The 20346-nt window shown below is 63.9% G+C and carries 20 protein-coding genes; 11 read left to right on the top strand and 9 right to left on the bottom strand.

The window, feature by feature from the left end; all coding sequences use genetic code 11:
• Nucleotides 1-43: 43 nt before the first annotated feature.
• On the bottom strand, nt 44-706 hold the full coding sequence (locus NKI32_RS14035) for a LexA family transcriptional regulator (protein WP_353002860.1): 663 nt from the start codon (nt 704-706) through the stop codon (nt 44-46).
• An 80-nt stretch (nt 707-786) separates the two neighbouring features.
• Here NKI32_RS14035 and NKI32_RS14030 point away from each other — a divergent pair, with 80 nt between their 5' ends.
• The 3 genes from NKI32_RS14030 to NKI32_RS14020 all read left to right on the top strand — a co-directional run bounded on the left by NKI32_RS14030 (nt 787) and on the right by NKI32_RS14020 (nt 2642).
• Nucleotides 787-1161: a hypothetical protein gene (locus tag NKI32_RS14030; protein ID WP_353002859.1), complete on the top strand. Its 375-nt coding sequence runs from the start codon at nt 787-789 to the stop codon at nt 1159-1161.
• An 85-nt stretch (nt 1162-1246) separates the two neighbouring features.
• Nucleotides 1247-1942, top strand: a complete 696-nt coding sequence (locus NKI32_RS14025; RefSeq protein ID WP_353002858.1) for a GcrA cell cycle regulator — start codon at nt 1247-1249, stop codon at nt 1940-1942.
• Between the two features lie 94 nt (nt 1943-2036).
• Nucleotides 2037-2642, top strand: a complete 606-nt coding sequence (locus NKI32_RS14020; RefSeq protein WP_353002857.1) for a DUF6456 domain-containing protein — start codon at nt 2037-2039, stop codon at nt 2640-2642.
• 65 nt (nt 2643-2707) lie between these two features.
• Here NKI32_RS14020 and NKI32_RS14015 read toward each other — a convergent pair whose 3' ends face one another.
• The gene (locus tag NKI32_RS14015) at nt 2708-3022 is read right to left on the bottom strand and encodes a hypothetical protein (protein ID WP_353002856.1); all 315 of its coding nucleotides are present in this window, start codon (nt 3020-3022) and stop codon (nt 2708-2710) included.
• 204 nt (nt 3023-3226) lie between these two features.
• Between NKI32_RS14015 and NKI32_RS14010 the strand changes: the two genes are divergently transcribed.
• Nucleotides 3227-4111 carry an NmrA family NAD(P)-binding protein gene (locus NKI32_RS14010; protein WP_353002855.1) on the top strand — a complete coding sequence of 295 codons (885 nt, stop codon included), beginning with the start codon at nt 3227-3229 and terminating at the stop codon, nt 4109-4111.
• 56 nt (nt 4112-4167) lie between these two features.
• Here NKI32_RS14010 and NKI32_RS14005 read toward each other — a convergent pair whose 3' ends face one another.
• Nucleotides 4168-4965 (bottom strand): COG3904 family protein, encoded by a 798-nt coding sequence (locus tag NKI32_RS14005; protein ID WP_353002854.1) that lies wholly within the window; start codon nt 4963-4965, stop codon nt 4168-4170.
• Between the two features lie 117 nt (nt 4966-5082).
• Nucleotides 5083-6357 (bottom strand): DUF763 domain-containing protein, encoded by a 1275-nt coding sequence (locus tag NKI32_RS14000; RefSeq protein WP_353002853.1) that lies wholly within the window; start codon nt 6355-6357, stop codon nt 5083-5085.
• 242 nt (nt 6358-6599) lie between these two features.
• Between NKI32_RS14000 and NKI32_RS13995 the strand changes: the two genes are divergently transcribed.
• A complete protein-coding gene (locus NKI32_RS13995; protein WP_352638774.1) occupies nt 6600-7592 on the top strand; it encodes an HNH endonuclease in 993 nt (330 codons plus the stop codon).
• A gap of 50 nt (nt 7593-7642) precedes the next feature.
• On the opposite strand, the gene NKI32_RS13990 is transcribed toward NKI32_RS13995, so the two are convergent.
• Nucleotides 7643-9598: an acyltransferase family protein gene (locus tag NKI32_RS13990; protein WP_353002852.1), complete on the bottom strand. Its 1956-nt coding sequence runs from the start codon at nt 9596-9598 to the stop codon at nt 7643-7645.
• Between the two features lie 298 nt (nt 9599-9896).
• Here NKI32_RS13990 and NKI32_RS13985 point away from each other — a divergent pair, with 298 nt between their 5' ends.
• Nucleotides 9897-10250, top strand: a complete 354-nt coding sequence (locus NKI32_RS13985) for a cupin domain-containing protein (protein ID WP_023688994.1) — start codon at nt 9897-9899, stop codon at nt 10248-10250.
• 763 nt (nt 10251-11013) lie between these two features.
• On the opposite strand, the gene NKI32_RS13980 is transcribed toward NKI32_RS13985, so the two are convergent.
• The 4 genes from NKI32_RS13980 to NKI32_RS13965 form a co-directional block, all read right to left on the bottom strand.
• Nucleotides 11014-11841 (bottom strand): metal ABC transporter permease, encoded by an 828-nt coding sequence (locus NKI32_RS13980; protein ID WP_023685454.1) that lies wholly within the window; start codon nt 11839-11841, stop codon nt 11014-11016.
• Complete coding sequence (locus NKI32_RS13975) at nt 11825-12619, bottom strand: metal ABC transporter ATP-binding protein (RefSeq protein ID WP_023735454.1); 795 nt, start codon at nt 12617-12619, stop codon at nt 11825-11827. The genes NKI32_RS13980 and NKI32_RS13975 overlap by 17 nt, the downstream gene beginning before the upstream one ends.
• Before the next feature lie 26 nt (nt 12620-12645).
• Complete coding sequence (locus tag NKI32_RS13970) at nt 12646-13527, bottom strand: metal ABC transporter solute-binding protein, Zn/Mn family (protein WP_353002851.1); 882 nt, start codon at nt 13525-13527, stop codon at nt 12646-12648.
• A 232-nt stretch (nt 13528-13759) separates the two neighbouring features.
• Nucleotides 13760-14821 carry a maleylacetate reductase gene (locus tag NKI32_RS13965; protein ID WP_353002850.1) on the bottom strand — a complete coding sequence of 354 codons (1062 nt, stop codon included), beginning with the start codon at nt 14819-14821 and terminating at the stop codon, nt 13760-13762.
• Between the two features lie 308 nt (nt 14822-15129).
• Between NKI32_RS13965 and NKI32_RS13960 the strand changes: the two genes are divergently transcribed.
• The 5 genes from NKI32_RS13960 to NKI32_RS13940 all read left to right on the top strand — a co-directional run bounded on the left by NKI32_RS13960 (nt 15130) and on the right by NKI32_RS13940 (nt 20297).
• Entirely contained in the window at nt 15130-16014 is an 885-nt protein-coding gene (locus NKI32_RS13960; protein ID WP_023702911.1) for an AraC family transcriptional regulator, read from the top strand.
• A 229-nt stretch (nt 16015-16243) separates the two neighbouring features.
• Nucleotides 16244-17308: an ABC transporter substrate-binding protein gene (locus NKI32_RS13955; RefSeq protein ID WP_023672498.1), complete on the top strand. Its 1065-nt coding sequence runs from the start codon at nt 16244-16246 to the stop codon at nt 17306-17308.
• Nucleotides 17309-17459: 151 nt separating this feature from the next.
• Nucleotides 17460-18284, top strand: coding sequence for an ATP-binding cassette domain-containing protein (locus NKI32_RS13950; RefSeq protein WP_023695497.1), 825 nt, complete (start codon nt 17460-17462; stop codon nt 18282-18284).
• Complete coding sequence (locus NKI32_RS13945; protein WP_023695496.1) at nt 18281-19540, top strand: sugar ABC transporter permease; 1260 nt, start codon at nt 18281-18283, stop codon at nt 19538-19540. Before NKI32_RS13950 ends, NKI32_RS13945 begins: the two co-directional genes overlap by 4 nt.
• Before the next feature lie 28 nt (nt 19541-19568).
• Nucleotides 19569-20297 carry an SDR family oxidoreductase gene (locus NKI32_RS13940; protein WP_023754634.1) on the top strand — a complete coding sequence of 243 codons (729 nt, stop codon included), beginning with the start codon at nt 19569-19571 and terminating at the stop codon, nt 20295-20297.
• Nucleotides 20298-20346: the final 49 nt, after the last annotated feature.

Below are 20346 nucleotides of genomic sequence, written 5' to 3'. Positions count from 1 at the left end.
TCTCCCCCTCGAGGCGGGAGATTGCGCCTCACCGCCTTCTCCCTCACATATCGATCATCGAGCGCTTCACCCGGCCGATGATGGTGATGGCGCCTTCGAGCGCCGGCGGCGGGATGTCCATGTAGGAGGCCGGCTGGAAGGGCGGGTTCTCGTTGGGGCGGTAGCGCTTGTAGGTGGCCTGGCCGGATTCGTCCGAAATGACGTAGCAGCCATTGGTCACCAGCCGCTTGTCCCTGAGGTTGACGAAGATGATCGAATCCGGTGGCGAGATCTTGTTCATCGACGGGCCGTCGACGCGTAGCGCAATCCATTGGCCCTGCTCCAGATCGGTGGTGGGGATGGTCGGATAGTCGCTGAGATTGACCACCATGTCCTGGCTGCCGAGTTCGCCGGCGCTGATCCATGAGACAATGGGCACGTCGACGGTGGCCAGCGACGGCATCGGGATCTGCCGGCCCGACTCGTCAAAGCCGAAATGGCCACCCGAAAGGCTGCCGCCGTCGCCGTTGAACAAGAGCCAGCCGGGATCGACGCCGAACAGGCGGCCGTATTTCTCCGCCGCCTTGCGCGACAGCGGCCGGTTGCCGTTCTCGTGACTGATCAGCGTGTTCTTGTTGATGTCGCGCAATGCCCGCGCGGCGTCGCTCGGCGAGGCATAACCCGCCTCCGCCCGTGCCTGCTGCAATCTGTGCTTCGGTTCCTGCATCGTACAAATTGCCTGAAATTTATCGTCCAATACGTACGATTTCGCTTGCGTACGTTTCGTACATATCGTACGCTTAGCGCATGATCGAACAAACCGCAAGCGTTTCCGCAGGCATCCTCAGCTTTCTCCCATCGTCCGGGCTGTCCTCCTCCCCGGTCCGGACGCAAACCGGGGCTCTTGCCCCGGATCCGGTCGAACCGTCGTTCCCCCGATCGACCGGAACGGCCGGAGCCGCTCCTCTCCCGGCTCCGGCCACCTCTTCGGCCCATGGCGCCGCCGGTGCGCCAAGGGCTGTCTCCGGCGGGCAGGGTATTTCCTGCATCCGCACGGAAGATGGCACCGTCATCCTGTTCGACCGGCTGACGGGCAGGGCGGTTTCCGCCCTCACCAAAGCGGCCGCCGAAGCCGCCTTGCGGCATCTCGCCGGCTCGCTGCCGGCCGCCAGTATCGGCTGACCGCACCGACCATCCGCTCTGATTTTTTCCCGTAGGCCCTCGGGCCGGCGCTCCGCCTTTGCGCGCGCAATCAATGGATACCGACATGACTGCCTATACCGAGACCGAATTGCAGGAGATCGCCGTCTGGCTGAGGGATGGCCTGTCGGCCACAGGGATCGCCGTCCGCTTCACGGCGCTGCGCGGCAGTCCGGTCTCGCGCAATGCCATCATCGGCATCGTCCACCGCAACAGCGCGTTGAAGACCATCGGCTTCGCCAACCCCAGAGGCGGCAGGTCCGGCGGCCGACCGAGGAAGAATGCGACGGGGAAGACTGCGGCAAACGAGAATACCGCCAAGAGGAATCCGCCGGCGCAGCCAAGCAAGCCCGTAACGGAAGTAGGAGTTTCGAAGCAGGCCGCGCCGGTCAAACCGGCCGCCAAACCGACCCGTCAGCCATCGGCGGCCAGGCCTCTGTTGCCAGCCCGTCCGGCGCCCTCGATCCGGGGCGAAGGACGGCTGGTGGTGGACGGCGAAATCTACCGCTTCAATGTGCCGGCGCCGCGCCCTGCCTCGCTCGGGCGTCAGCCGCATGTCGCCGCCATGCGCTTCATCGACTGCCTGTTCGACCGCTGCCGCGCGCCGCTCGACCTGACGCTGGAGGAAGACCCCGACAACGATGCTCCCGGCAGCCGGCCGGGGCTCGAGATGCTGTGCTGCGGCCTGCGCACAAGGGCGCTGAAAAGCTACTGCGAATACCACCAGGCGCGCTTCCACCGGCCTGTGGCGGAGATGGTGTGAGCGACCCGTGAGGCTCTGTTCCTCTCCCCACTCCGTGGGGCGAGGAACCCAGGTTCTGCTACGCCACCCCATTCGCAACCAGGAGGAATCATACATGGGTAGCAAGATTGCCAGGAAGGCAAAGTCGCAGCCGCCGAAGCTGCCAGCGGGCGAAGCCGAGCAGGTGCGCATCCGCCGCGAGATCGGCCATGATTTCGCGCTGAAGGACGATCGCTTCGGCCGCAAGCGGTTGAGCGTCGGCACCGAAGAGGCGCGGCGCGTCTACGAGGTCTCCAATGACGGCTACACCGCGACCGGCGGCATCGTGCGGGTGCGCAATGTCGATCCGCTGGTCGGCATCACCTCGCTGACCCGCCAGCAGCGTGAGGCCGGCCAGCGGTTTCGCGACGATTTCGAGCGCGCCTCGCGTGACGGGCTGCGGCCGATGCCGTGGGAAGAGCGCATTGACGGCGGCCGCATCAATGGCGGCATCCCCGACCGCGTGCTCAACGCCGGCCGCGCCCACACCCATGCCATCGCCGCCATGGCCCACTGGGAAGTGGCGGAGGTGGTTCGCAAAATCTGCCTCGAAGGCCAGTCGGTGAAGGCGCTCGCCGAACGCACCGGCGAGGGACGAGATGTGGTGGTGAAGCTGTTGAAGGTCGGGCTCGACCTTTTGGCCGTGGGTTACGGGACGATGCTGATGCGGAAGCCGCGATAAGGCCGGCAGCCGCGCAGGAAGCGGCCGGCCGGCAGATGCCGGCCGACCGGTTTCACCCTATCGGATCACCGTTCGCAAACGCGAATTTCCTCGACGATCCTGTGATGATGGCGCCAATGCTTGACCAACTCTATGCGGCAATGGCGATGGTGCCTGTGATACCTGTGGTACCTGAAGCCGTTATCGTAGGCATTATACTGGTAGTAGGGGCGAGGAGCGTAGCGATCGTAATAGTCGCCATAGCTGTCATTGTAGTCATCGTCATAGTAGCCGTTGCCGTTGCCGATGCCGATCACGACGCGCCCGCCGGCATTCGCCGGGGCGATCATCGCCGCCGCCGCAGTGATAGCGATAGCCGAAGCAAGCAGGAGCTTTCTCATAGCTGCCTCCTATTCAAGGTTGCGCTAATATAACTCGCTGGGCACGACCTCGTTCCATAATTTTGCAAGATGCGAACGACCCCTGCGCCGTGCATTGCGAGGAAAGCCAGCGTCACCTCCTGTCAGCATCGTCCCCCGATTTTTGAACCCTTCGCCGCCCCAGCCATTAATCCGGCATGAAATCAGCAAGGGAAGGACGAGACCATGCATGTCATTCTTGGAGGTACCGGCCATGTCGGCTCGACGGCGGCAATGGCGCTGTTGCGGCAGGGCGAGGATGTCACGGTGGTGACGCGCGACGAGGCGAAGGCCGCATGGTTGGTTGAACAGGGCGCGGAGGCTGCGGTTGCCGATGTGCTCGATGTCGAGGCACTGCGTGAAATCTTGCGGCGCGGCAAGCGGGCGTTTCTGCTCAACCCGCCGGCCGATCCATCGACCGACACCGACGCCGAGGAGCGCAAGACGGTTGCCGCGATTGCGGCGGCACTGGAGGGCTCCGGCCTCGAAAAGCTGGTGGCGGAATCGACCTACGGCGCGCAGGCCGGCGAGGGTGTCGGCGATCTCACCGTCCTTTACGGCCTCGAGCAGAAGCTGAAGGCCCAGGCCATTCCGGCAAGCATCAACCGCGCCGCCTATTACATGAGCAACTGGGATCAGGCCCTGGAGACGGCGCGGCGCGACGGCGTCATCACCTCCTTCTTCCCGGCGGATTTCGAGCTGCCGATGGTGGCGCCGCAGGATCTCGGCGAGGCCGCGGCGAGACGTCTGCTGGAGCCGGCGGACAAGACCGGCACGCACTATATCGAGGGCCCTCGGCGCTACTCAGCCGCCGATGTCGCCGCAGCCTTCAGTGCGGCGTTGCGCAAAAACGTGCGCGTGGTCACGGTGCCGCGCGAGCGCTGGACAGAAACCTACGAAAAACTCGGCTTCTCCAAAACGGCGGCCGAGTCCTATGCCCGCATGACCGGGGCCACGCTGGACAAGCCGGCGGAGCCGGAAAACCCGGAGCGCGGCACGACCAGCCTGGAAAGCTATATTGCTGCGCTGGTCGAGGGCCGGCCGGAAGACCTGTTGAAGGGTGCCGCGTAAAGTGAAGGGTTGCTGTTGAGAAACAGGCGCTTCGACGACTACGTGGCCCGCTATTCCTATTGCCTGACCGTTCGGCAGTTGCCCGCCGGCGGCGTGGTCTTGCAGATATCGATGGAGGTGCGCGTGTCGCCGTGACCGGTTTCGGTTATCAGATTCAGGTCCAAAAGTTCGTATGTCACGAGGTATCGTATGCTGTCGTCGGGTATTTTTTGCATGGCCGATACGATCCACGAACCTGCTTTCATCTCGGTGAAATAGCTGTCGACCTTGCGTTCATACCATTTGGGTATCGGAACGAGGACGATGGTCTTCTTGCCGTGGATTTTCTTGGCGGTCGGCAGCATGATCCGGTGAATGCCGACAAAGGCGCGGCTGTCTGCCAGGCGCCGTACGCCGCCAGCAAGAACCATCGTACAAGCTGACGAACAGACTGCGCCGACGGGGTTGGCGACGCCGAAGCGGAGGTCGCCCGGCCCGCAGGCTTTTGTGTCTGGCGCGCATTCGGAGAACTCCGTCTTGCCAACCATCGTGTCGAGCCCGCTGGCGCGGATCATATGGCCAAGCGCCATCGCCGCATCGGTCTCGCCGCCCGGGGAATTCAACGCCAAAGGCAATTTGCGGGGGCCGAGTTTTTTCAGCAAGGCCTTCAGCAAAGCTGGCGTGCCGGCCACGATGTGACCTTCCGCCGAAATCCATTCCGGGCATGTCGGCTCGCATCCTGGCGTGCTGTTGCGTACAACGACGAAGTGCATCGCCGGTGTATATGCCAGTATGGCAGGCTCAGGCGTCGTTTGGGCGATCGCGCCGCCAATCGCCAGCAGCACGAAAACCAACGTCCATGCGAATGTCTTCATGCCGAGCCTCGCCTGGCAGAGCATCACTTGAGAAATGGATCTTTGCAAGCATTATCAAAACAAGCCGAGCACGTGTTTCTATCGGCCGCGCACTATCTCTGCATGATGGACAGGCCGCTACTGGCGGCCCCTGTCTGAACCGTCGTCGCTTTCCGCCGCCGTCTCCCATCCAAACACACTGCGCCCGCCAAGCAGGTGCGACTGGTCGAACTCGCCGGCGACGATCTCCTTAAGGCTCGGCCCGGTGACGTAGCGCTCCAGCCGCCGCGCTTCGCCATCCAGGCGCTTCAGCGCGCCAAGCTCTTCCTCGCGGCCGAGCTTGGCCTTGCCGACGGCCGATTTCAGCACCGCGATCGTCTCGTCATAGACTTTCAGCGGCACCGGGAAGGGATGCCGGTCCTTGCCGCCATGGGCAAGCGAAAAGCGCGCCGGGTCGGAGAACCGGCAAGGCGCGCCATGCACCACTTCCGCCACCATGGCCAGCGCCCGCACTGTGCGCGCGCCGACGCCGGGCACCAGCAGCAGTTCGGGAAAATTGGCCGGCCCGCTTTCGATGGCCGCCGAGATGTTGCCGTGCAGCCGGTGCATGACGATGTCGCTCTCGCGCACATCGTGATGCGCCGGCATCACCAGATTGGGCAGCATCGGCTGCCCCGGCGGTTTCGCGGGCGCCGCTTTCGGCGGCGGCTCCAGCACGGCAAGCTCGTCAAGGATCCGCTCCGGGCTCATGGTCTTCAACAGGTCGAGCTGTCCGGTCCGCGACGGCTCGGCGCGATGGTCGGTGAGGTTGACGATCTCGCCCTGCCGCTCACCCTCGATCGCCGCGTGCGGCTGGTCGACGAAGCTGGTCAGCCCTTCCGACAGCCAGTGATAACGGCGCGCCTGGCGGCTGTCGCCATTCATCCCTTGCTGCACCACCACCCAGCGGCTGTCATCGGTGACGATGAAGCCGTGCAGATAGAGGTCGAAGCCGTCCTGCACCGCCGCGCTGTCCACCTTGGCGACGAGGCGGCTGGCGGTGGCGAGGGCCGCGCCATCGATGCCGACGCGTTCGCCGATCGCGGTCAGCTCCTGCGGCGTCTTGCGCGAATGCGCGCCGCGCCCGCCGCAGACATGGATGCCGAGCTCGCGAGACATCGGGTTCAGCCCGCGCTTCAGCGCGCCGACGACCGAGGTGGTGATGCCCGAGGAGTGCCAGTCCATGCCCATGACGGCGCCGAAAGACTGGAACCAGAACGGATGCGCCAGCCGCCGCAACAGCTCGTCGCGGCCATAGTGATGGATGATCGCCTCGCACAGCACCGCGCCCAGCCGCGTCATGCGATCGCCCAGCCATTTCGGAACCCGCCCGCCATGCAGCGGCAAGTCCGCACTGCCGCTTCGCTGCGTCAAGTGAATGCTCCGTGGATGCCGCGCACCGGCGGTGCGCCTGTGATGTAGATGGCATTTGGGGGGCGATTTGCAAGCGGGGTGGGGGCGGCGACTATCGTCGCCCTACGCTCTTCTTGGTGTCTCGCCGAAAGATGCAGTTACGCCGCCTGTCGCACCTGGCAATAAGGTCGGCTCCCTGCTTGAAGGCGAGACAGGTCTCGAATAGAGCTTATCCAGCCGACGGCAACTATTAAACCAAAACGATGTCGCAATTCTGGTGGGTAAATCACAGTCAGACCGCCCGCCAAGAGATCGACGGGCAATATCTCTGGTCGCCCAAAACTCAGAAGAATGGGGCACGCAGCGAGTTCTACAAAAATATGCGTCGGGCGACACCTGGTGACCTCGTGTTGTCTTTTTTCGGTCAAGCCGTGCGCTATATTGGTCGGGTAGCGGAGTTTGCATTCACAGCACCGAAACCACCGGAGTTCAAGAACACTGGAGCCAATTGGAACGAGGAAGGTTGGCTTCTCCCGGTGTATTGGGCGCCGCTCCTGCCGACGGTGCGCCCGTCGGACATAATTGGCGAATTGGGTCCGCTTCTGCCTCCCCGATACTCGCCCATCGACCCAAACTCCGGATCAGGCCGTCAAAACGCCTATCTCGCGAGCGTATCGCAAGAGGTGTTTCACACCATTGTCGCGGGTACAGCTTTCGACCGCGAAGCTCTGAGGCGTGGTGGCGCAAACAGTCTCACTTTCGAAGTCGTCAATGAAGTTTTAGAGGACGTCGTTGAGCGCCGTATCCGAGACGACCTCCAACTCGAGGACACTGTAAAGACGAGCGTCATTCAAGCTCGTCGCGGCCAAGGTAAATTTCGTTCCAATGTCGAAGCCATGGAGCGCTCGTGCCGACTCACAGGGGTCACCAATCCCTCGTTGCTGATTGCAAGCCACATCAAGCCTTGGCGCCTATGCGCTTCCGCGCAGGAGCGCTTGGACGGCATGAACGGGCTGCTCCTCACGCCTGATGCCGACCACCTCTTTGACCGTGGCTTCATCAGTTTTGAAGATAGCGGGCAGGTCCTCATATCCCAGCGCGTCGACAAGACTGATTTGCGGCGGCTCGGTTTCGAGCAATTGGTGATGCAGAGTTTCGGCTTTGCCGAAGCCCCCGCCGTCTGGCGCACTAGCACCTTCACCCCGCCGCAGCAGGCTTACCTCGCTCACCATCGAGAGGATGTGTTTGTGGCATAGCTCCCATCAACTGAGCGGTCAGCCGTCAGGTCCCCTTACCTCGCCGCCCCCTAAAACACCGCCTTCTCCAAGACCGGCTCCAGTGATTCAGCAAATGGCGTCGCCAGGTGGTGCCGGTCGCGGAAGGCGAGTTGGCCGTTGATGAACACGTGGCAGGTTTGGGCGTCGCAGAACTGGCTGGTCAGGTCGACATAGGTGGCGCCGGGCACGCTGCGCACGACGTCGCGCTCGGCCGCGGCGATGTCGTCGTTCGCCGCCGCGTCCCTCGGCGTGTCGCAGACTTCAGGCACCTGCCCGCGCCACAGCGCCCGCGCCACGCATTTGTCGGCATAGCTTCCATTGTAGGGAACGTCCCGGATTACCGCGACCTTGATCCCGGCCCGGCTGAATGCCGCCAGCGTCCAGCGCAGGCCGGCCTTCCACTCCTCGTTCCAATCGGCGTGCTTCAGTTCCTTGTGCGATTCCTTCATCACATTGCCGATCGAGAATTCCGAGATCACCACCATGTGCGGGTGCAACGCGATAATGTCCTTGACCGATTGCTCCCGCCACTGGTCGCATTCGGTGTAGTCGCGCTTCAGCCGCCAGTTCCAGGTCGTCACCCGCGAGGCACGGCAGGACGATTTGAGATAGGTGACGAGGCGATAATTGTTCTTGGCCGCCGCCTCGATCAGCGGCGTCGACCAGTGGTCGGCATGCGAATCGCCGAACAGCGCAATCGAGCGCCCGGCGTCCTTGTTGCCGAACACGCAGGCCTTCGGCGTCACCGTCTCAAAGGAGAGAATACAGCCGGCCGCGCGCGCCGTGGACGGCTGCGCGGCGCTGGCGGCAATGCTGCGCTGCTCAGGGTCCAGATCGTGGACGGCAAGCCTGGCATTGGCGTAGGCGGCTGCGACGCCGGTGCCGGTCAGGAGGACGGCCGGCACCAGCGCCCGCGCCGCACTGGCCATCAGCCAGCCATTGCGGCGGATCGGGTTTTCGATGACATGATAGGTGAACCCCGACAGCGCCAGCGTCAGCGCCAAGCAGCCGAGCCGCTGCAGCGGCGAAAGTTCCGGCGTCAGCATCGTGGCATACACGATCACCGGCCAGTGCCAGAGATAGAGCGAGTAGGAGAGTTTGCCGACCCATTGCAGCGGCGCCAGCGCCAGTGCCTCGATCGGGCTTTTCTTAGCGCTCTCCTGCTGCGCGTGCGCCGCTCCTGCCAGCAGCAACAGCACGGTGCCGGCCACCGGCACCAGGGCGAGGAAACCCGGGAAGGGCGTTTCGTCGCTGAAGGAAAGATAGGCGCCGGCAATCAGCGCTAGGCCGAGCCACGCCAGCGGCGTGGCGAGCCGCGGGCGGTTTTGCCAGACTTGCTGCGGCACCATGCTGGCCAGTCCGCCGGCGGCGAACTCCCAGGCGCGTAGCGGCGAGAAATAGAAGGCCCAGGGCTGCGAGACCGTGGTGAGCCACGCGCAGACGGCGAACGAGACGAGGCCGGCAATGCCGATCACCAGGATCGCGCCGCGCTTGCCGGGGCGCAGCCATGCCGCCAGCACAAGCAGCGCCGGCCAGGCGACATAGAACTGCTCCTCCACCGACAGCGACCAGAAATGGACAAACGGGTTGCTGGCCGCATCGGCGGCGAAATAATCGAACGACCAGCGGATCAGCCACAGATTGATCATGTAGGCCGAGGCGAACATGGCGCCTTTGGAATAGAGCGATTGTTCCTCCGGCGACAGGATGAAGGCGCCGGCCACCAGTGTGGCGAGGATGACGAACAGCGACGCCGGCAACAGCCGCCGAGCGCGCCTGGCATAGAACCGCCACAGGTTGAGCCGCCCGGTCTCGGTGATTTCGGCAAGCAGGTGTTTTGTGATCAGATAGCCCGAGATGACGAAGAAGATGTCGACGCCGGTGAAGCCGCCGGGCAGGCCGGTGAAGCCGAAATGAAAGGCGATCACGCCTGCCACCGCCAAGGCACGCAGTCCTTCGATATCGGGCCGGAACGATGCTGACACGATTTGCCACCTCGTGCTGGTGCATGACCCCGCCTCGGCGAGTAACGATCGCGCCGGGATCATACGTGCGGCAGCTTCGCGCCCAACGGGACACGGCGCTGCAACCGTTGACAGTCGGACCAAGACTCCGCCCTATGGGTCGATATCGCAATGCAACAAATCTAACGCAGTGCAACATTGGGGGAGATTAGCGCGCGCCGTTCGCCAATCTCCGACGCCACACGTCGGCCCTTGCGTTGCTCCCGTCACACGCATCGGCTATCCAACCGGCAGCCATGCAATTCAAACGGAGCCTCCCATGACCAACACCACCATTTTCAAATTCGGCGCTGTCGAGCATGCCGAGGGCGGCGACTTACCGGGCTGGATCGTTGTCGCGGGCCGGCCGACCATGCAGACCGCCGTGCAGCACACCACCGCCGACGGCAAGGTGCTGTCGGGCACCTGGCGGGCCTCGCCCGGCACTTATCACGCCACCTACACCGACTATGAGTTCGTGCACATGATCGCCGGCCGCATCATAATCACGCCCGATGGCGGCACGCCTGTCGAGGTCGGTCCGGGCGATGCGTTCGTGGTCGAAGCCGATTTCAAGGGCACCTGGCAGATCCTCGAGCCGGTAACCAAGCACTTCGTCGTCAAGCTTGCTTGATCGACGTCGTCAAGCTTGCTTGATCGACGTCGCCAGGGTCGCCTGATCGGCTCGTCGTCAGGCTTGCTTGATCGCGTCGTCGGCAGTTCCTGATCGGTGCCGATACACCTCGGCCGGCGCGGTTCATCGCCAGCGTCCCCCTCGCCCAGCAGGGGGAGGGGGACGTAGCGAAGCGAATATCGGTTAAGAGGGCGTCACCTCGTTCGCTTCGAACCGATGCGGATCGAAAAGCTGAGACGATGGCGTTCTGCGGAGCCTGGTCGAGATAACGCAGGCCAGGACTGCTGCCCGGTCGCCGGCGCGTCAGCCAAGAGCGAGCGGCGCACTTCGAGAGTGCATGCCGCCCGTCCGGCGCCGGGCCGTCAATGCTGTTGTTACGAAACCCCCCAGCCCCGTCTCAACCGCCACGGCCATGGCGTGACCCATGGCTTGCTATACGCATGCAGCACCGCGGTCTGTCAACGCCGCCCGCGATGGCCGCGGGGGGTCGCCTTTGCACCTCCCGGCCAGCTTCTAACCGGCCGCGCGGACGCCATTCGCCGCTGCAAAATGCGCTTGAAATGGCGGTTTTCCGGGTGTTCCGGCCGCTCCGGAGCGGCCCTTTGGCGCGACAGAGGTCGCGATCTAGGCGATTGGATGAATTTGTCTTTCGCGGCTGAAACGTTTCAGGAGCCGGTTTGTAAACCTGACTTTTTTTGGGTGTATTTCCCTCACGTCAGTTTTGCACTCCAGCCGGCCCGATCGACCCGCCGGAGGGCAAGCCTCAGGGGCCGGCGTCGGCGCTCTGAGTCTCTCGGACGGACGGGCGCCGGACCATGCCGCTGACGACATAGGCCGCCGCGCCCAGCGCCGTGATCCAGAAGCTCGTCGGCCAGTCGGTCAGGAAGGCGAGCGTCAGGCTGATCCAGGCGATGATCACGGCAAGCGCGATGGACGTCAGCACGCCGGCTCCGACGCCGCTGGTAAGCCTGAGCGCGGTGGCTGCAGGCGCCACCATCAGCGCGAAGACGAGCAGCACGCCGACGATCTGCACCGCCTCGGACGTGGCGACGGCGACCAGCACCATGAACAGGGTCGAGACAAGAGTGAGCGGCACGCCGCGCGCTTCGGCGAGTTCCGGCTGCAGGCTGGCGAACAGCAGCGGCCGCGCGATCAGCAAAAGCGCGACAAGGATCGCCACCGCCAGCACCGCAAGCACGATAACGGTGCGCAGGCTGATGCCCAGCACATTGCCGAACAGCACGTTGGTCGCCTGCGAGGCGAAGGCGGTGTAGAAATGCAGAAACAGCAAGCCCAGGCCGAGCGACAGCGTCAAAACGATGCCGATGGCGACGTCGCGATGCGCGCGTTCGCCGAGCAGGCCGATGCCGATGCCGGCGGCGACGGTGAACACGGTGAGGCCGAGAAACGGCGACAGCCCGATCAGGCCGGCGCCGGTGGCCCCGGGAAAGCCGACATGGGAGAGCGCATGGCCGGCGAAGGTCTGGCCCCGGAGCACGAGGAAATAGCCGACCGCGCCCGAAACGATGCCGACGATGGTGCAGGCATAGAAGGCGTTGCGCATGAATTCATAGTCAAAGATCGTGGACATGCGCCCCGCTCTCCAGTTCGACATCGTCGGCCATGACGAAGATGCGGCCGGCAACCCGCACCACATTGATATGCGTGCCATAGAGTTTCGACAGCACCGGACCGCTGATGACCTCGTCGACGGAACCGATCGCCGCCTTGCGGTTGCCGAGATAGAGCACGCGGTCGACGGCGCGCAGCAGCGGGTTGATCTCGTGCGAGCAGAACAGCACGGCAATGCCGAGCCGCTCGCCGATGTCGTGCACCAGGTCGATGATCGCGCGCTGATGGCCCGCATCGAGGCTGATCAGCGGCTCGTCGAGCAAAAGCAGTTGCGGATTGCCGATCAACGATTGCGCGATCAGGATGCGCTGGCGCTCGCCACCGGAAAGCTCGCCCAAGGGACGGCGCGCGAGGCTGCCGGCGCCCACCTCTTCAAGTGCCTTCCACGCCGCCTCCTTCTCGGCAGCCGATGCGACGGGCCAGCCCCAGCGATGCCCGCCGGCGGCACTCAGCACGAAGTCGAGGCCGCTGACGCCGACATCGCCAAGCGCGCGCCGCGCCTGCGGCATATAGCCGATGTCGGCGTTGCCGCGCGTCGGCGATTTGCCAAGCACCGAAATGGCGCCGCCGGCCGGTTTGATCAGGCCGAGAATGGCGCGCAGCATCGTCGTCTTGCCGGCGCCATTGGCGCCGAGCAGGCCGACAAAGGCGCCTTGCGGTAGAGAAAAGGAGACGTCGGATAAAACCCGGCGTCCCCCATAGGTCAGCGTGACCTTGTCGAATTCGATTGCGTTCATTTAGTCACATTCATTCGCAGTCACATTCATTGTGTGCGGGCGGCGAGCGCCTTCTGGACCGCGTCGATCTGGCCGCCGAACCAAGTCTGGATCGTCTGACCCGCCGGTTCCGTCTCGGTGACGCCGATGACCGTGACCTTGTTCTGCTTGGCGATGTCGAGCAGCCTTGTCGTTGCCTCGTCGATCACCTGCGAATTGTAGAACAGGATCTTGGCCGAGCCGTCCTTCAGGCTGTTTTCGAACGCCGCCACCTGCGTGGCGCTCGGCTCCGCATCGTTCATCAAGGCCACCTGGAAATCGTAGTTCAGCATCTTGAGACCGAGCGCTTCCGCCATGTAGCCGAAGACCGGCTCGGTAGCCGTCACTTCGGTGCCGGCATAGGTGTTCTTGACGTCGGTGATTTCCTTGTCAATGGCCTCGAGCGAGGTCTGGAATGCCTTCAGGTTCGCCTCATAATACACGGCATTGGCCGGATCGCGCTTGGCAAGGTCGGCGCTCAGCGCCTTGGCGATGGCCGGCAGCGTCGCCGGGTCGTACCACAGATGCGGGTTGTCGCCCGACTTCTTGCCGATCAGGTCGGCGGCGACGATGGTCGTGCGATCCTTGGCTGTCGAGGCCGACAGCAGCTTGTCCATCCACGGATCGTAATCGGCGCCGTTATAGATGACGATCTTGGCATCGGCGATGGTGCGCGCCGTCGACGGGCTGGTCTCGAACAGATGCGGATCGTCGTCGGGATTGGCCAGGATGCTGGTGACGGTGACGTTGCTGCCGCCGATCTGGCGGGCAAGGTCGCCATAGAAATTCTCGGCCGCCACGATGGTCAGCTTGTCTTCGGCGCGGGCAGCCGTGCCGGTCAAAAGCGGCACCGCGACGAGCAGCGCGGCGAGAAAGGGAATGCGACGCATCCGTGGTCTCCTTGCAGTCTGAAATGTATGTCGCCGGAGAGGCGGGCTGTGTAACTGTATAACAGTAACAATATAACGTTTGCGTCGAAAATACGGCTGATGTCAATGGGCTTTTCGAGCCGCGCAGTTTTTCACGCGCACAAAACCGTGAGCGGCCTGCGCCGATCAGGCGGAGCCACTCATGGCGGTATCCTGATGAATTCGCGGCGGGTAAGTTCCTTGCTTGTTGACGTCAGTTTTGCGGACGCCTTCCCTCCCACGCGTCCTGCAACAGGGCGCGGATTGCGGCGCGGTCGAAAGGCCGCGGATTCCAGTATGGGTTCCTGGTCGCAATCTCGGCGGCGCGGTCGAGATCGGCCTGCTTGAGGCCGAGTTCTTTCAATGTAAGGGGCGCGCCGACCGCCTTGGCGAAATCGTGGAGACCGCTACCGGCGCTGCCGTCAAACAAGTCGGCGACCGGCTTCAACAAGTCGGGCACCGCGACGGCGTTGAAACCGATCGTGTGCGGCAACATCACCGCATGCGTCTCGGCATGCGGCATGTCGAAAGAGCCGCCGAGCGTGTGACAGATCTTGTGATGCAGCGCCATGCCGACGGCGCCGAGCACCGTACCGCACAGCCAGGCGCCGTAAAGCGCATCGCCGCGTGCATCGATATTTCCAGGCTCCTTGGTCAACACCGGCAGCGCCGCCTTCATGGCGCGCAATCCTTCTTTCGCCATCAGGGTGGAAATCGGATTGCGATCCTGCGCGTAAAGCGCTTCGGCCGCGTGCGCCATGGCGTTGAGTCCTGACGCGACGCTCATCGCTATCGGCAGGCCGACGGTCAGCTCTGGATCGTAGATCACCACTTCCGGCAGGATCCTTGCGTCACGCATTGTGGTTTTTTCGCCGTTCTCGGTCTGACCGAGGATCGGCGTCACCTCCGAGCCGGCATAGGTGGTCGGGATGACGATCTGCGGCAGGTCGGTGCGCCAGGCGATCGCCTTGCCGAGACCGGTGGTAGAGCCGCCGCCAAGCGCGACAACGCAGTCAGCCTTGACCTCGGTTGCCTTGGCCATTGCCGTTTGGGTTACCTCGACCGGCGTGTGCATGGCGGCGCCCGAAAAGATGCCGGCCGCCAGCGCGCCGAGGGACTTGGCAAGCGCCTCGCCGTCGGCAGCCCGATGCGGCGTCGACAGCACCAGCGCGCGCTTGCAGCCGAGCTTTTCGATCCAGGTGCCCACCTCGGACGACGCGCCATTGCCGAAGACAATATACGCAGGGCTGCCGGAGTAGGTGAACGTCCTTGTCATGCCGATCCGCTCCCTTTGCATACTATCACTGTGACGGAGCCGAAATCGAACGACCAGCTCTCGTCGCCGGCGACACGTTTGCGTCGTTACCGTCTCGCAAGCGGGGCCTGATCTCTCCCGCGTACTCGCAAACGTATCGCCTTGACCACAAAAACGTCAAAAAAGTATCAGTGAGGTGGACACACCGTGGTGGCGGCTGCATGAATTGCCGCCTAAGCTTCGATCACTGCAGAGAGCGGCAAACGCGGCCTGCGGGAGATGGCACTGCAACTGGTCGCATGACCGGACCGGCGCCGGGAGGAACTGACATGAATCCGGACTTGGAAGTCGTCCAGATCAGACGCGGCGAGTCGTTCAAGGCCTGGGCCCACGGCTACCCCTTCCACACGGTGCGCTGGCACTTCCACCCCGAATACGAAATCCATCACGTCGTCGCCACCACGGGCCATTATTTCGTCGGTGACTTCATCGGCGAGTTCGAGCCCGGCAATCTCGTGCTCACCGGCCCGAACCTGCCGCACAACTGGGTCAGCGACGTGCCGGCAGGCGCCAGCGTGCCGCTGCGCGGCCGCGTCGTGCAGTTCTCGCAAGAGTTCATTGCCGACGCCACCGCCGCGTTGCCGGAACTTGCCGGTTGTGAAAACATTCTCGAGCTCAGCCGCCGCGGCGCGCTGTTCTCCACCGCTACCGCCAAGCTCGCCGCACCTGTGCTGGCCGAACTGGTCGAAGCGCAAGGCGTTCGCCGCATCGCGCTGTTCATGGAGCTGATCGATATTCTGAGCCGCGCCGCCGATGTGCGGACGCTGACCAGCGCCAGCTATCTGCCAGATCCCTCAGGCTTCATGTCGGCCGGCGTCAACAAGGCGCTTGCCTATATCAACGCCAACCTGACCGAGCCGTTCAGCGAAAGCGATCTGGCGGCGATCGCCGGGCGCAGCCCGAGCGCGTTTTCGCGCAGCTTCCGCCGTCACACCGGCATGGCGCTGGTGCAGTATGTCAACCGGCTGCGCATCAACCTTGCCTGCCAGCTGCTGATGAGCGAGGCCGACATGCCGATCACCGAGATCTGCTATGCCGCCGGCTACAACAACATCTCGAATTTCAACCGCCAGTTCCTGACCCAGAAAGGCATGTCGCCTTCGCGCTTCAGGGCCCTGCTGGCGGAAAACGTCAGCGCGGAGATTGCCGCCTAACAGGGAGGACCGGGAGGAGCCTAGACATTTACTGAGGTAAGAACGCGGGGTGCGTTGGAGGCGTCCCGTGCTGGAGATCGCTTGTCCCGAAATCCAGAGATATCAAGAGGATGCGCAGCACGGATCAAGTGCTCCGTTGTTCCTCGCAACAGCCCGACTGCAGTCAAGGCCCGGCGCCATGTGGTGTCCAGGGCTTCATGAAACCATTCCTTGAAACGGAGCTATCGAAATGACCAGATTTGCCTGGAAATCGACGGGAGCCATCGCGCTCACTCTTTCTCTTCTTGGCGGCACCGCTGCCTTTGCCGCCCCGGTTACCGACGCCACGGTCGCCTTCTTGATGCCCGACCAGGCCTCGACGCGCTACGAGCAGCACGACTATCCCGGCTTCGTCGCCGAGATGAAAAAACTCTGCCCCGGCTGCAAGGTGATCTACCAGAACGCCGATGCCGACGCCTCGCGCCAGCAGCAGCAGTTCAACTCGGTGATCTCGCAAGGCGCCAAGGCGATCGTGCTTGACCCCGTCGACTCGACCGCCGCCGCCTCGCTGGTCAAGCTGGCGCAGAGCCAGGGCGTCAAGGTCATCGCCTATGATCGCCCGATCCCGACCGCACCTGCCGACTTCTACGTCTCGTTCAACAATGAAGGCATCGGCAAGGCCATTGCCGACTCGCTCGTCGAACACCTCAAGGCGCTGAAGGTCGACCCCGCCAGCGGCGGCCTGCTGCAGATCAACGGATCGCCGACCGACGCGGCCGCCGGGCTGATCAAGAAGGGCATCCATTCCAGCCTCGACAACAGCGGCTACAAGATCCTTGCCGAATACGACACGCCGGAATGGGCGCCGCCGAAGGCGCAGCAATGGGCAAGCGGCCAGATCACCCGCTTCTCCACGCAGATCGTCGGCGTCGTTGCGGCCAATGACGGCACCGGTGGTGGCGCCATCGCCGCCTTCAAGGCCGCCGGTGTCGATCCGGTACCGCCGGTGACCGGCAACGACGCGACGATCGCCGCACTGCAGCTGATCATCGCCGGCGATCAGTACAACACCATCTCCAAGCCGAGCGAGATCGTTGCGGCGGCTGCCGCCAACGTCGCCGTCCAGCTTCTGTCGGGCGAGACGCCGAAGGCCGAAATGACCCTCTACGACACCCCATCGCAGCTGTTCACGCCGGCGGTGGTGACGCAGGAAAACCTCAAGGCCGAGATCATCGACAAGAAGATCAACACCGCCGAAGAGCTCTGCGTCGACCGCTATGCCGAAGGCTGCAAGAAGCTCGGCATCACAAAGTGACAATGCAGGTCGCCCAAAATCGCGCAGCGGTTTTGGGATAAGACATGCATAAAAGGATGACCTAGAATCCTGATCCTGCTTTCCGGCCGCCCTTGCGGCGGCCGGAAGTTCGCAGTCACTCTTGACCGTCCATCCGGAAAGGTTTGCCACCATGTCTGACATCTCTGACGGACCGGTTTCGGCAGGCGAGCTGGTGCTCAGCCTGCGCGGCATCTCGAAGAATTTCGGCGCCGTTTCGGCGCTCACCGATATCGATCTCGATGTCCATGCCGGCGAGGTGGTGGCGCTGGTCGGCGACAATGGCGCCGGCAAGTCGACGCTGGTCAAGATTCTGGCCGGCGTCCACCAGCCGAGCTCGGGCACCATCAATTTCCGCGGCAGGCAAGTGACGATGCCCGACCCGAGCGCCGCGCTGACGCTCGGCATCGCCACCGTTTTCCAGGATCTGGCGCTGTGCGAAAACCTGGACGTCGTAGCCAACATCTTTCTCGGCAAGGAGCTCAACCCGCTGCGGCTGGACGAGGTGGCGATGGAAATTCGCGCCTGGACGCTGCTCAACGAATTGTCGGCGCGTATTCCAAGCGTCCGCGAGGCGGTCGCCTCGCTGTCCGGCGGCCAGCGCCAGACGGTGGCGATCGCCCGCTCGCTGCTGCTCGACCCCAAGGTCATCCTCCTCGACGAGCCGACCGCCGCGCTTGGCGTCGCCCAGACGGCGGAAGTGCTGAACCTCATCGACCGGGTGCGCGAACGTGGGCTCGGCGTGCTGATGATCAGTCACAATATGGAGGACGTGCGCGCCGTCGCCGATCGCATCGTGGTGCTCAGGCTCGGCCGCAACAACGGCGTCTTCGAACCCGACGCCTCGAACCAGGAACTGGTCAGCGCCATCACCGGCGCCGCCAACAATGCAGTGTCGCGCCGCGCCGAACGGCGCAAGGCCGCCGAACAAGCGAACAATCAGGAGCAGCGGCCATGAGCGCGGAGCCCAAGCAGGACACCTCCTCGTCGACGGCGCTCGACCGCAGCGACGTCCGCGTCAAGCACCAGGCCGGCGTTGGTGGCGCCATCAGCGCCTTCTTCGACCGCGTCCGCTCCGGCGACCTCGGCTCGCTGCCGGTGATTGTCGGACTGGTCATCATCTGGAGCGTGTTCACTGCCCTCAATCCGGTCTTCGTCTCGTCGAGCAATCTGGTCAATCTCCTGTTCGACTGCTCGACCGTCGGCGTCATCGCGCTCGGTATCGTCTGTGTGCTGATGGTCGGTGAGATCGACCTGTCGGTCGGCTCGATCAGCGGCTTTGCTTCGGCCATGGTCGGCACGCTGTGGGTCAACCAGGGCTGGCCGGTGGCGCTCGCCATCCTCGCCGCGATCGCCGTCGGCGGCTTCATCGGCGCGCTCTATGCCTTGCTGTTCAACCGGCTCGGCATGCCGAGTTTCGTCTCGACGCTGGCCGGCTTGCTCGCCGTGCTGGGCCTGCAGCTGTATATTCTGGGCTCCACCGGCTCGATCAATCTGCCCTATGGCTCGAACCTGGTGAATTTCGGCCAGTTGCTGGTCATGCCGGACTGGCTGTCCTATGCACTGGCGGCATTGCCCGGCATTGTCATGCTGATCGCCGGCCTGCGCACCGTCAGCCGCCGCCGGGCCGTCAATTTGTCGGCGCCGTCTGTCGGCGGCCTCATCGTGCGCGTCGCCGCCCTGACCATCCTGCTCGAACTGATCGTCGGTTATCTCAACCAGGCGCGCGGCATACCGTGGATGTTCGGCCTGTTCGTCGGCCTGGTGGTGGCGATGAACTATGCGCTGACCCGCACCCAATGGGGCCGCTCGATGACCGCCGTCGGCGGCAACCGCGAAGCGGCGCGCCGCGCCGGCATCAAGGTGCGCTCGATCTACCTCAGCGCCTTCGTCATGTGCTCGATGTTCGCCGCCCTTGGCGGCGTGCTGTCGGCGGCGCGGCTGGCCTCTGCCAGCCAGCAGGCCGGCACCGGCGACGTCAACCTCAACGCCATTGCGGCGGCGGTCATAGGCGGCACCAGCCTGTTTGGCGGCCGTGGCAGCGCCTATTCCGCGCTGCTCGGGATCATCGTCATCCAGTCGATCGCCAGCGGGCTGACCTTGCTCGATCTGTCATCGTCGCTTCGCTACATGATCACCGGCGCCGTTCTGGCAATTGCGGTCATCGTCGACTCCCTGGCACGCCGCTCGCGGGTTTCCCACGGCCGCGCCTGAACGCAACCGCAATCGATACGAGGATAGAATGGCTCAGGATTTGAGTGGAAAGGTCGCGGCGATCACCGGCGCCGCGTCGGGCATAGGCCTGGAATGCGCGAGAGCGCTGATTGCCGCCGGCGTTCGCGTTATGCTCGTCGACCGCGCCGCCGACGCGCTGAAAAGCGTCTGCACCGAACTCGGTCCCAACGCGATCCCGCTGGTGATCGATCTGATGGAGCCGGCCAGCGTCGCGACGATGATGCCGCAAATCCTGGACAAGGCCGGCCAGCTCGATATCTTCCACGCCAATGCCGGCGCCTATGTCGGAGGCCCGGTGCTCGAAGGCGACCCCGATGTGTGGGACCGCATGCTGAACCTCAACATCAACGCGGTGTTCCGTTCCATACACGCCGTGCTTCCGCATATGGTCGAACGAAAGACCGGCGACATCATCGTGACGTCCTCGATCGCCGGACTGGTGCCGGTGGTCTGGGAGCCGATCTACACCGCCTCCAAGCATGCCGTGCAGGCCTTCGTCCACACGGTGCGCCGGCAGGTCGCCCCGCACGGCCTGCGCCTCGGCGCGGTGCAGCCGGGGCCGGTGGTGACAGCGCTGATCAGCGACTGGCCGAAGGACAAGCTTGAGGATGAACTGGCCAAGGGCGGCCTGATTCAACCGGTCGAGGTCGCCGAAGCCGTGCTGTTCATGCTGACTAGGCCGAGAAATGTCACTATCCGGGATCTGGTGATCCTGCCGCAGAGCAATGATTTGTGAGGCAGTAGGCATTAGGCAGTAGGGAATGGGGAGAGGCTCTTGCAACTGG

It is taken from the genome of Mesorhizobium sp. M0761, assembly GCF_040320205.1.
In the GTDB taxonomy this organism is placed as follows: Bacteria; Pseudomonadota; Alphaproteobacteria; order Rhizobiales; family Rhizobiaceae; genus Mesorhizobium.
This window is presented reverse-complemented; position numbering and strand designations above follow the sequence as displayed.

Coding starts and splice junctions, on each gene's coding strand:
- NKI32_RS13985 (WP_023688994.1), top strand. CDS start 9,897: ATGACCAACACCACCATTTTCAAATTCGGCGCTGTCGAGCATGCCGAG.
- NKI32_RS14005 (WP_353002854.1), bottom strand. CDS start 4,965: ATGAAGACATTCGCATGGACGTTGGTTTTCGTGCTGCTGGCGATTGGC.
- NKI32_RS14020 (WP_353002857.1), top strand. CDS start 2,037: ATGGGTAGCAAGATTGCCAGGAAGGCAAAGTCGCAGCCGCCGAAGCTG.
- NKI32_RS14010 (WP_353002855.1), top strand. CDS start 3,227: ATGCATGTCATTCTTGGAGGTACCGGCCATGTCGGCTCGACGGCGGCA.
- NKI32_RS13960 (WP_023702911.1), top strand. CDS start 15,130: ATGAATCCGGACTTGGAAGTCGTCCAGATCAGACGCGGCGAGTCGTTC.
- NKI32_RS13970 (WP_353002851.1), bottom strand. CDS start 13,527: ATGCGTCGCATTCCCTTTCTCGCCGCGCTGCTCGTCGCGGTGCCGCTT.
- NKI32_RS13955 (WP_023672498.1), top strand. CDS start 16,244: ATGACCAGATTTGCCTGGAAATCGACGGGAGCCATCGCGCTCACTCTT.
- NKI32_RS14030 (WP_353002859.1), top strand. CDS start 787: ATGATCGAACAAACCGCAAGCGTTTCCGCAGGCATCCTCAGCTTTCTC.
- NKI32_RS14025 (WP_353002858.1), top strand. CDS start 1,247: ATGACTGCCTATACCGAGACCGAATTGCAGGAGATCGCCGTCTGGCTG.
- NKI32_RS13965 (WP_353002850.1), bottom strand. CDS start 14,821: ATGACAAGGACGTTCACCTACTCCGGCAGCCCTGCGTATATTGTCTTC.
- NKI32_RS13975 (WP_023735454.1), bottom strand. CDS start 12,619: ATGAACGCAATCGAATTCGACAAGGTCACGCTGACCTATGGGGGACGC.
- NKI32_RS14035 (WP_353002860.1), bottom strand. CDS start 706: ATGCAGGAACCGAAGCACAGATTGCAGCAGGCACGGGCGGAGGCGGGT.
- NKI32_RS13945 (WP_023695496.1), top strand. CDS start 18,281: ATGAGCGCGGAGCCCAAGCAGGACACCTCCTCGTCGACGGCGCTCGAC.
- NKI32_RS13980 (WP_023685454.1), bottom strand. CDS start 11,841: ATGTCCACGATCTTTGACTATGAATTCATGCGCAACGCCTTCTATGCC.
- NKI32_RS13950 (WP_023695497.1), top strand. CDS start 17,460: ATGTCTGACATCTCTGACGGACCGGTTTCGGCAGGCGAGCTGGTGCTC.
- NKI32_RS13995 (WP_352638774.1), top strand. CDS start 6,600: ATGTCGCAATTCTGGTGGGTAAATCACAGTCAGACCGCCCGCCAAGAG.
- NKI32_RS13940 (WP_023754634.1), top strand. CDS start 19,569: ATGGCTCAGGATTTGAGTGGAAAGGTCGCGGCGATCACCGGCGCCGCG.
- NKI32_RS14015 (WP_353002856.1), bottom strand. CDS start 3,022: ATGAGAAAGCTCCTGCTTGCTTCGGCTATCGCTATCACTGCGGCGGCG.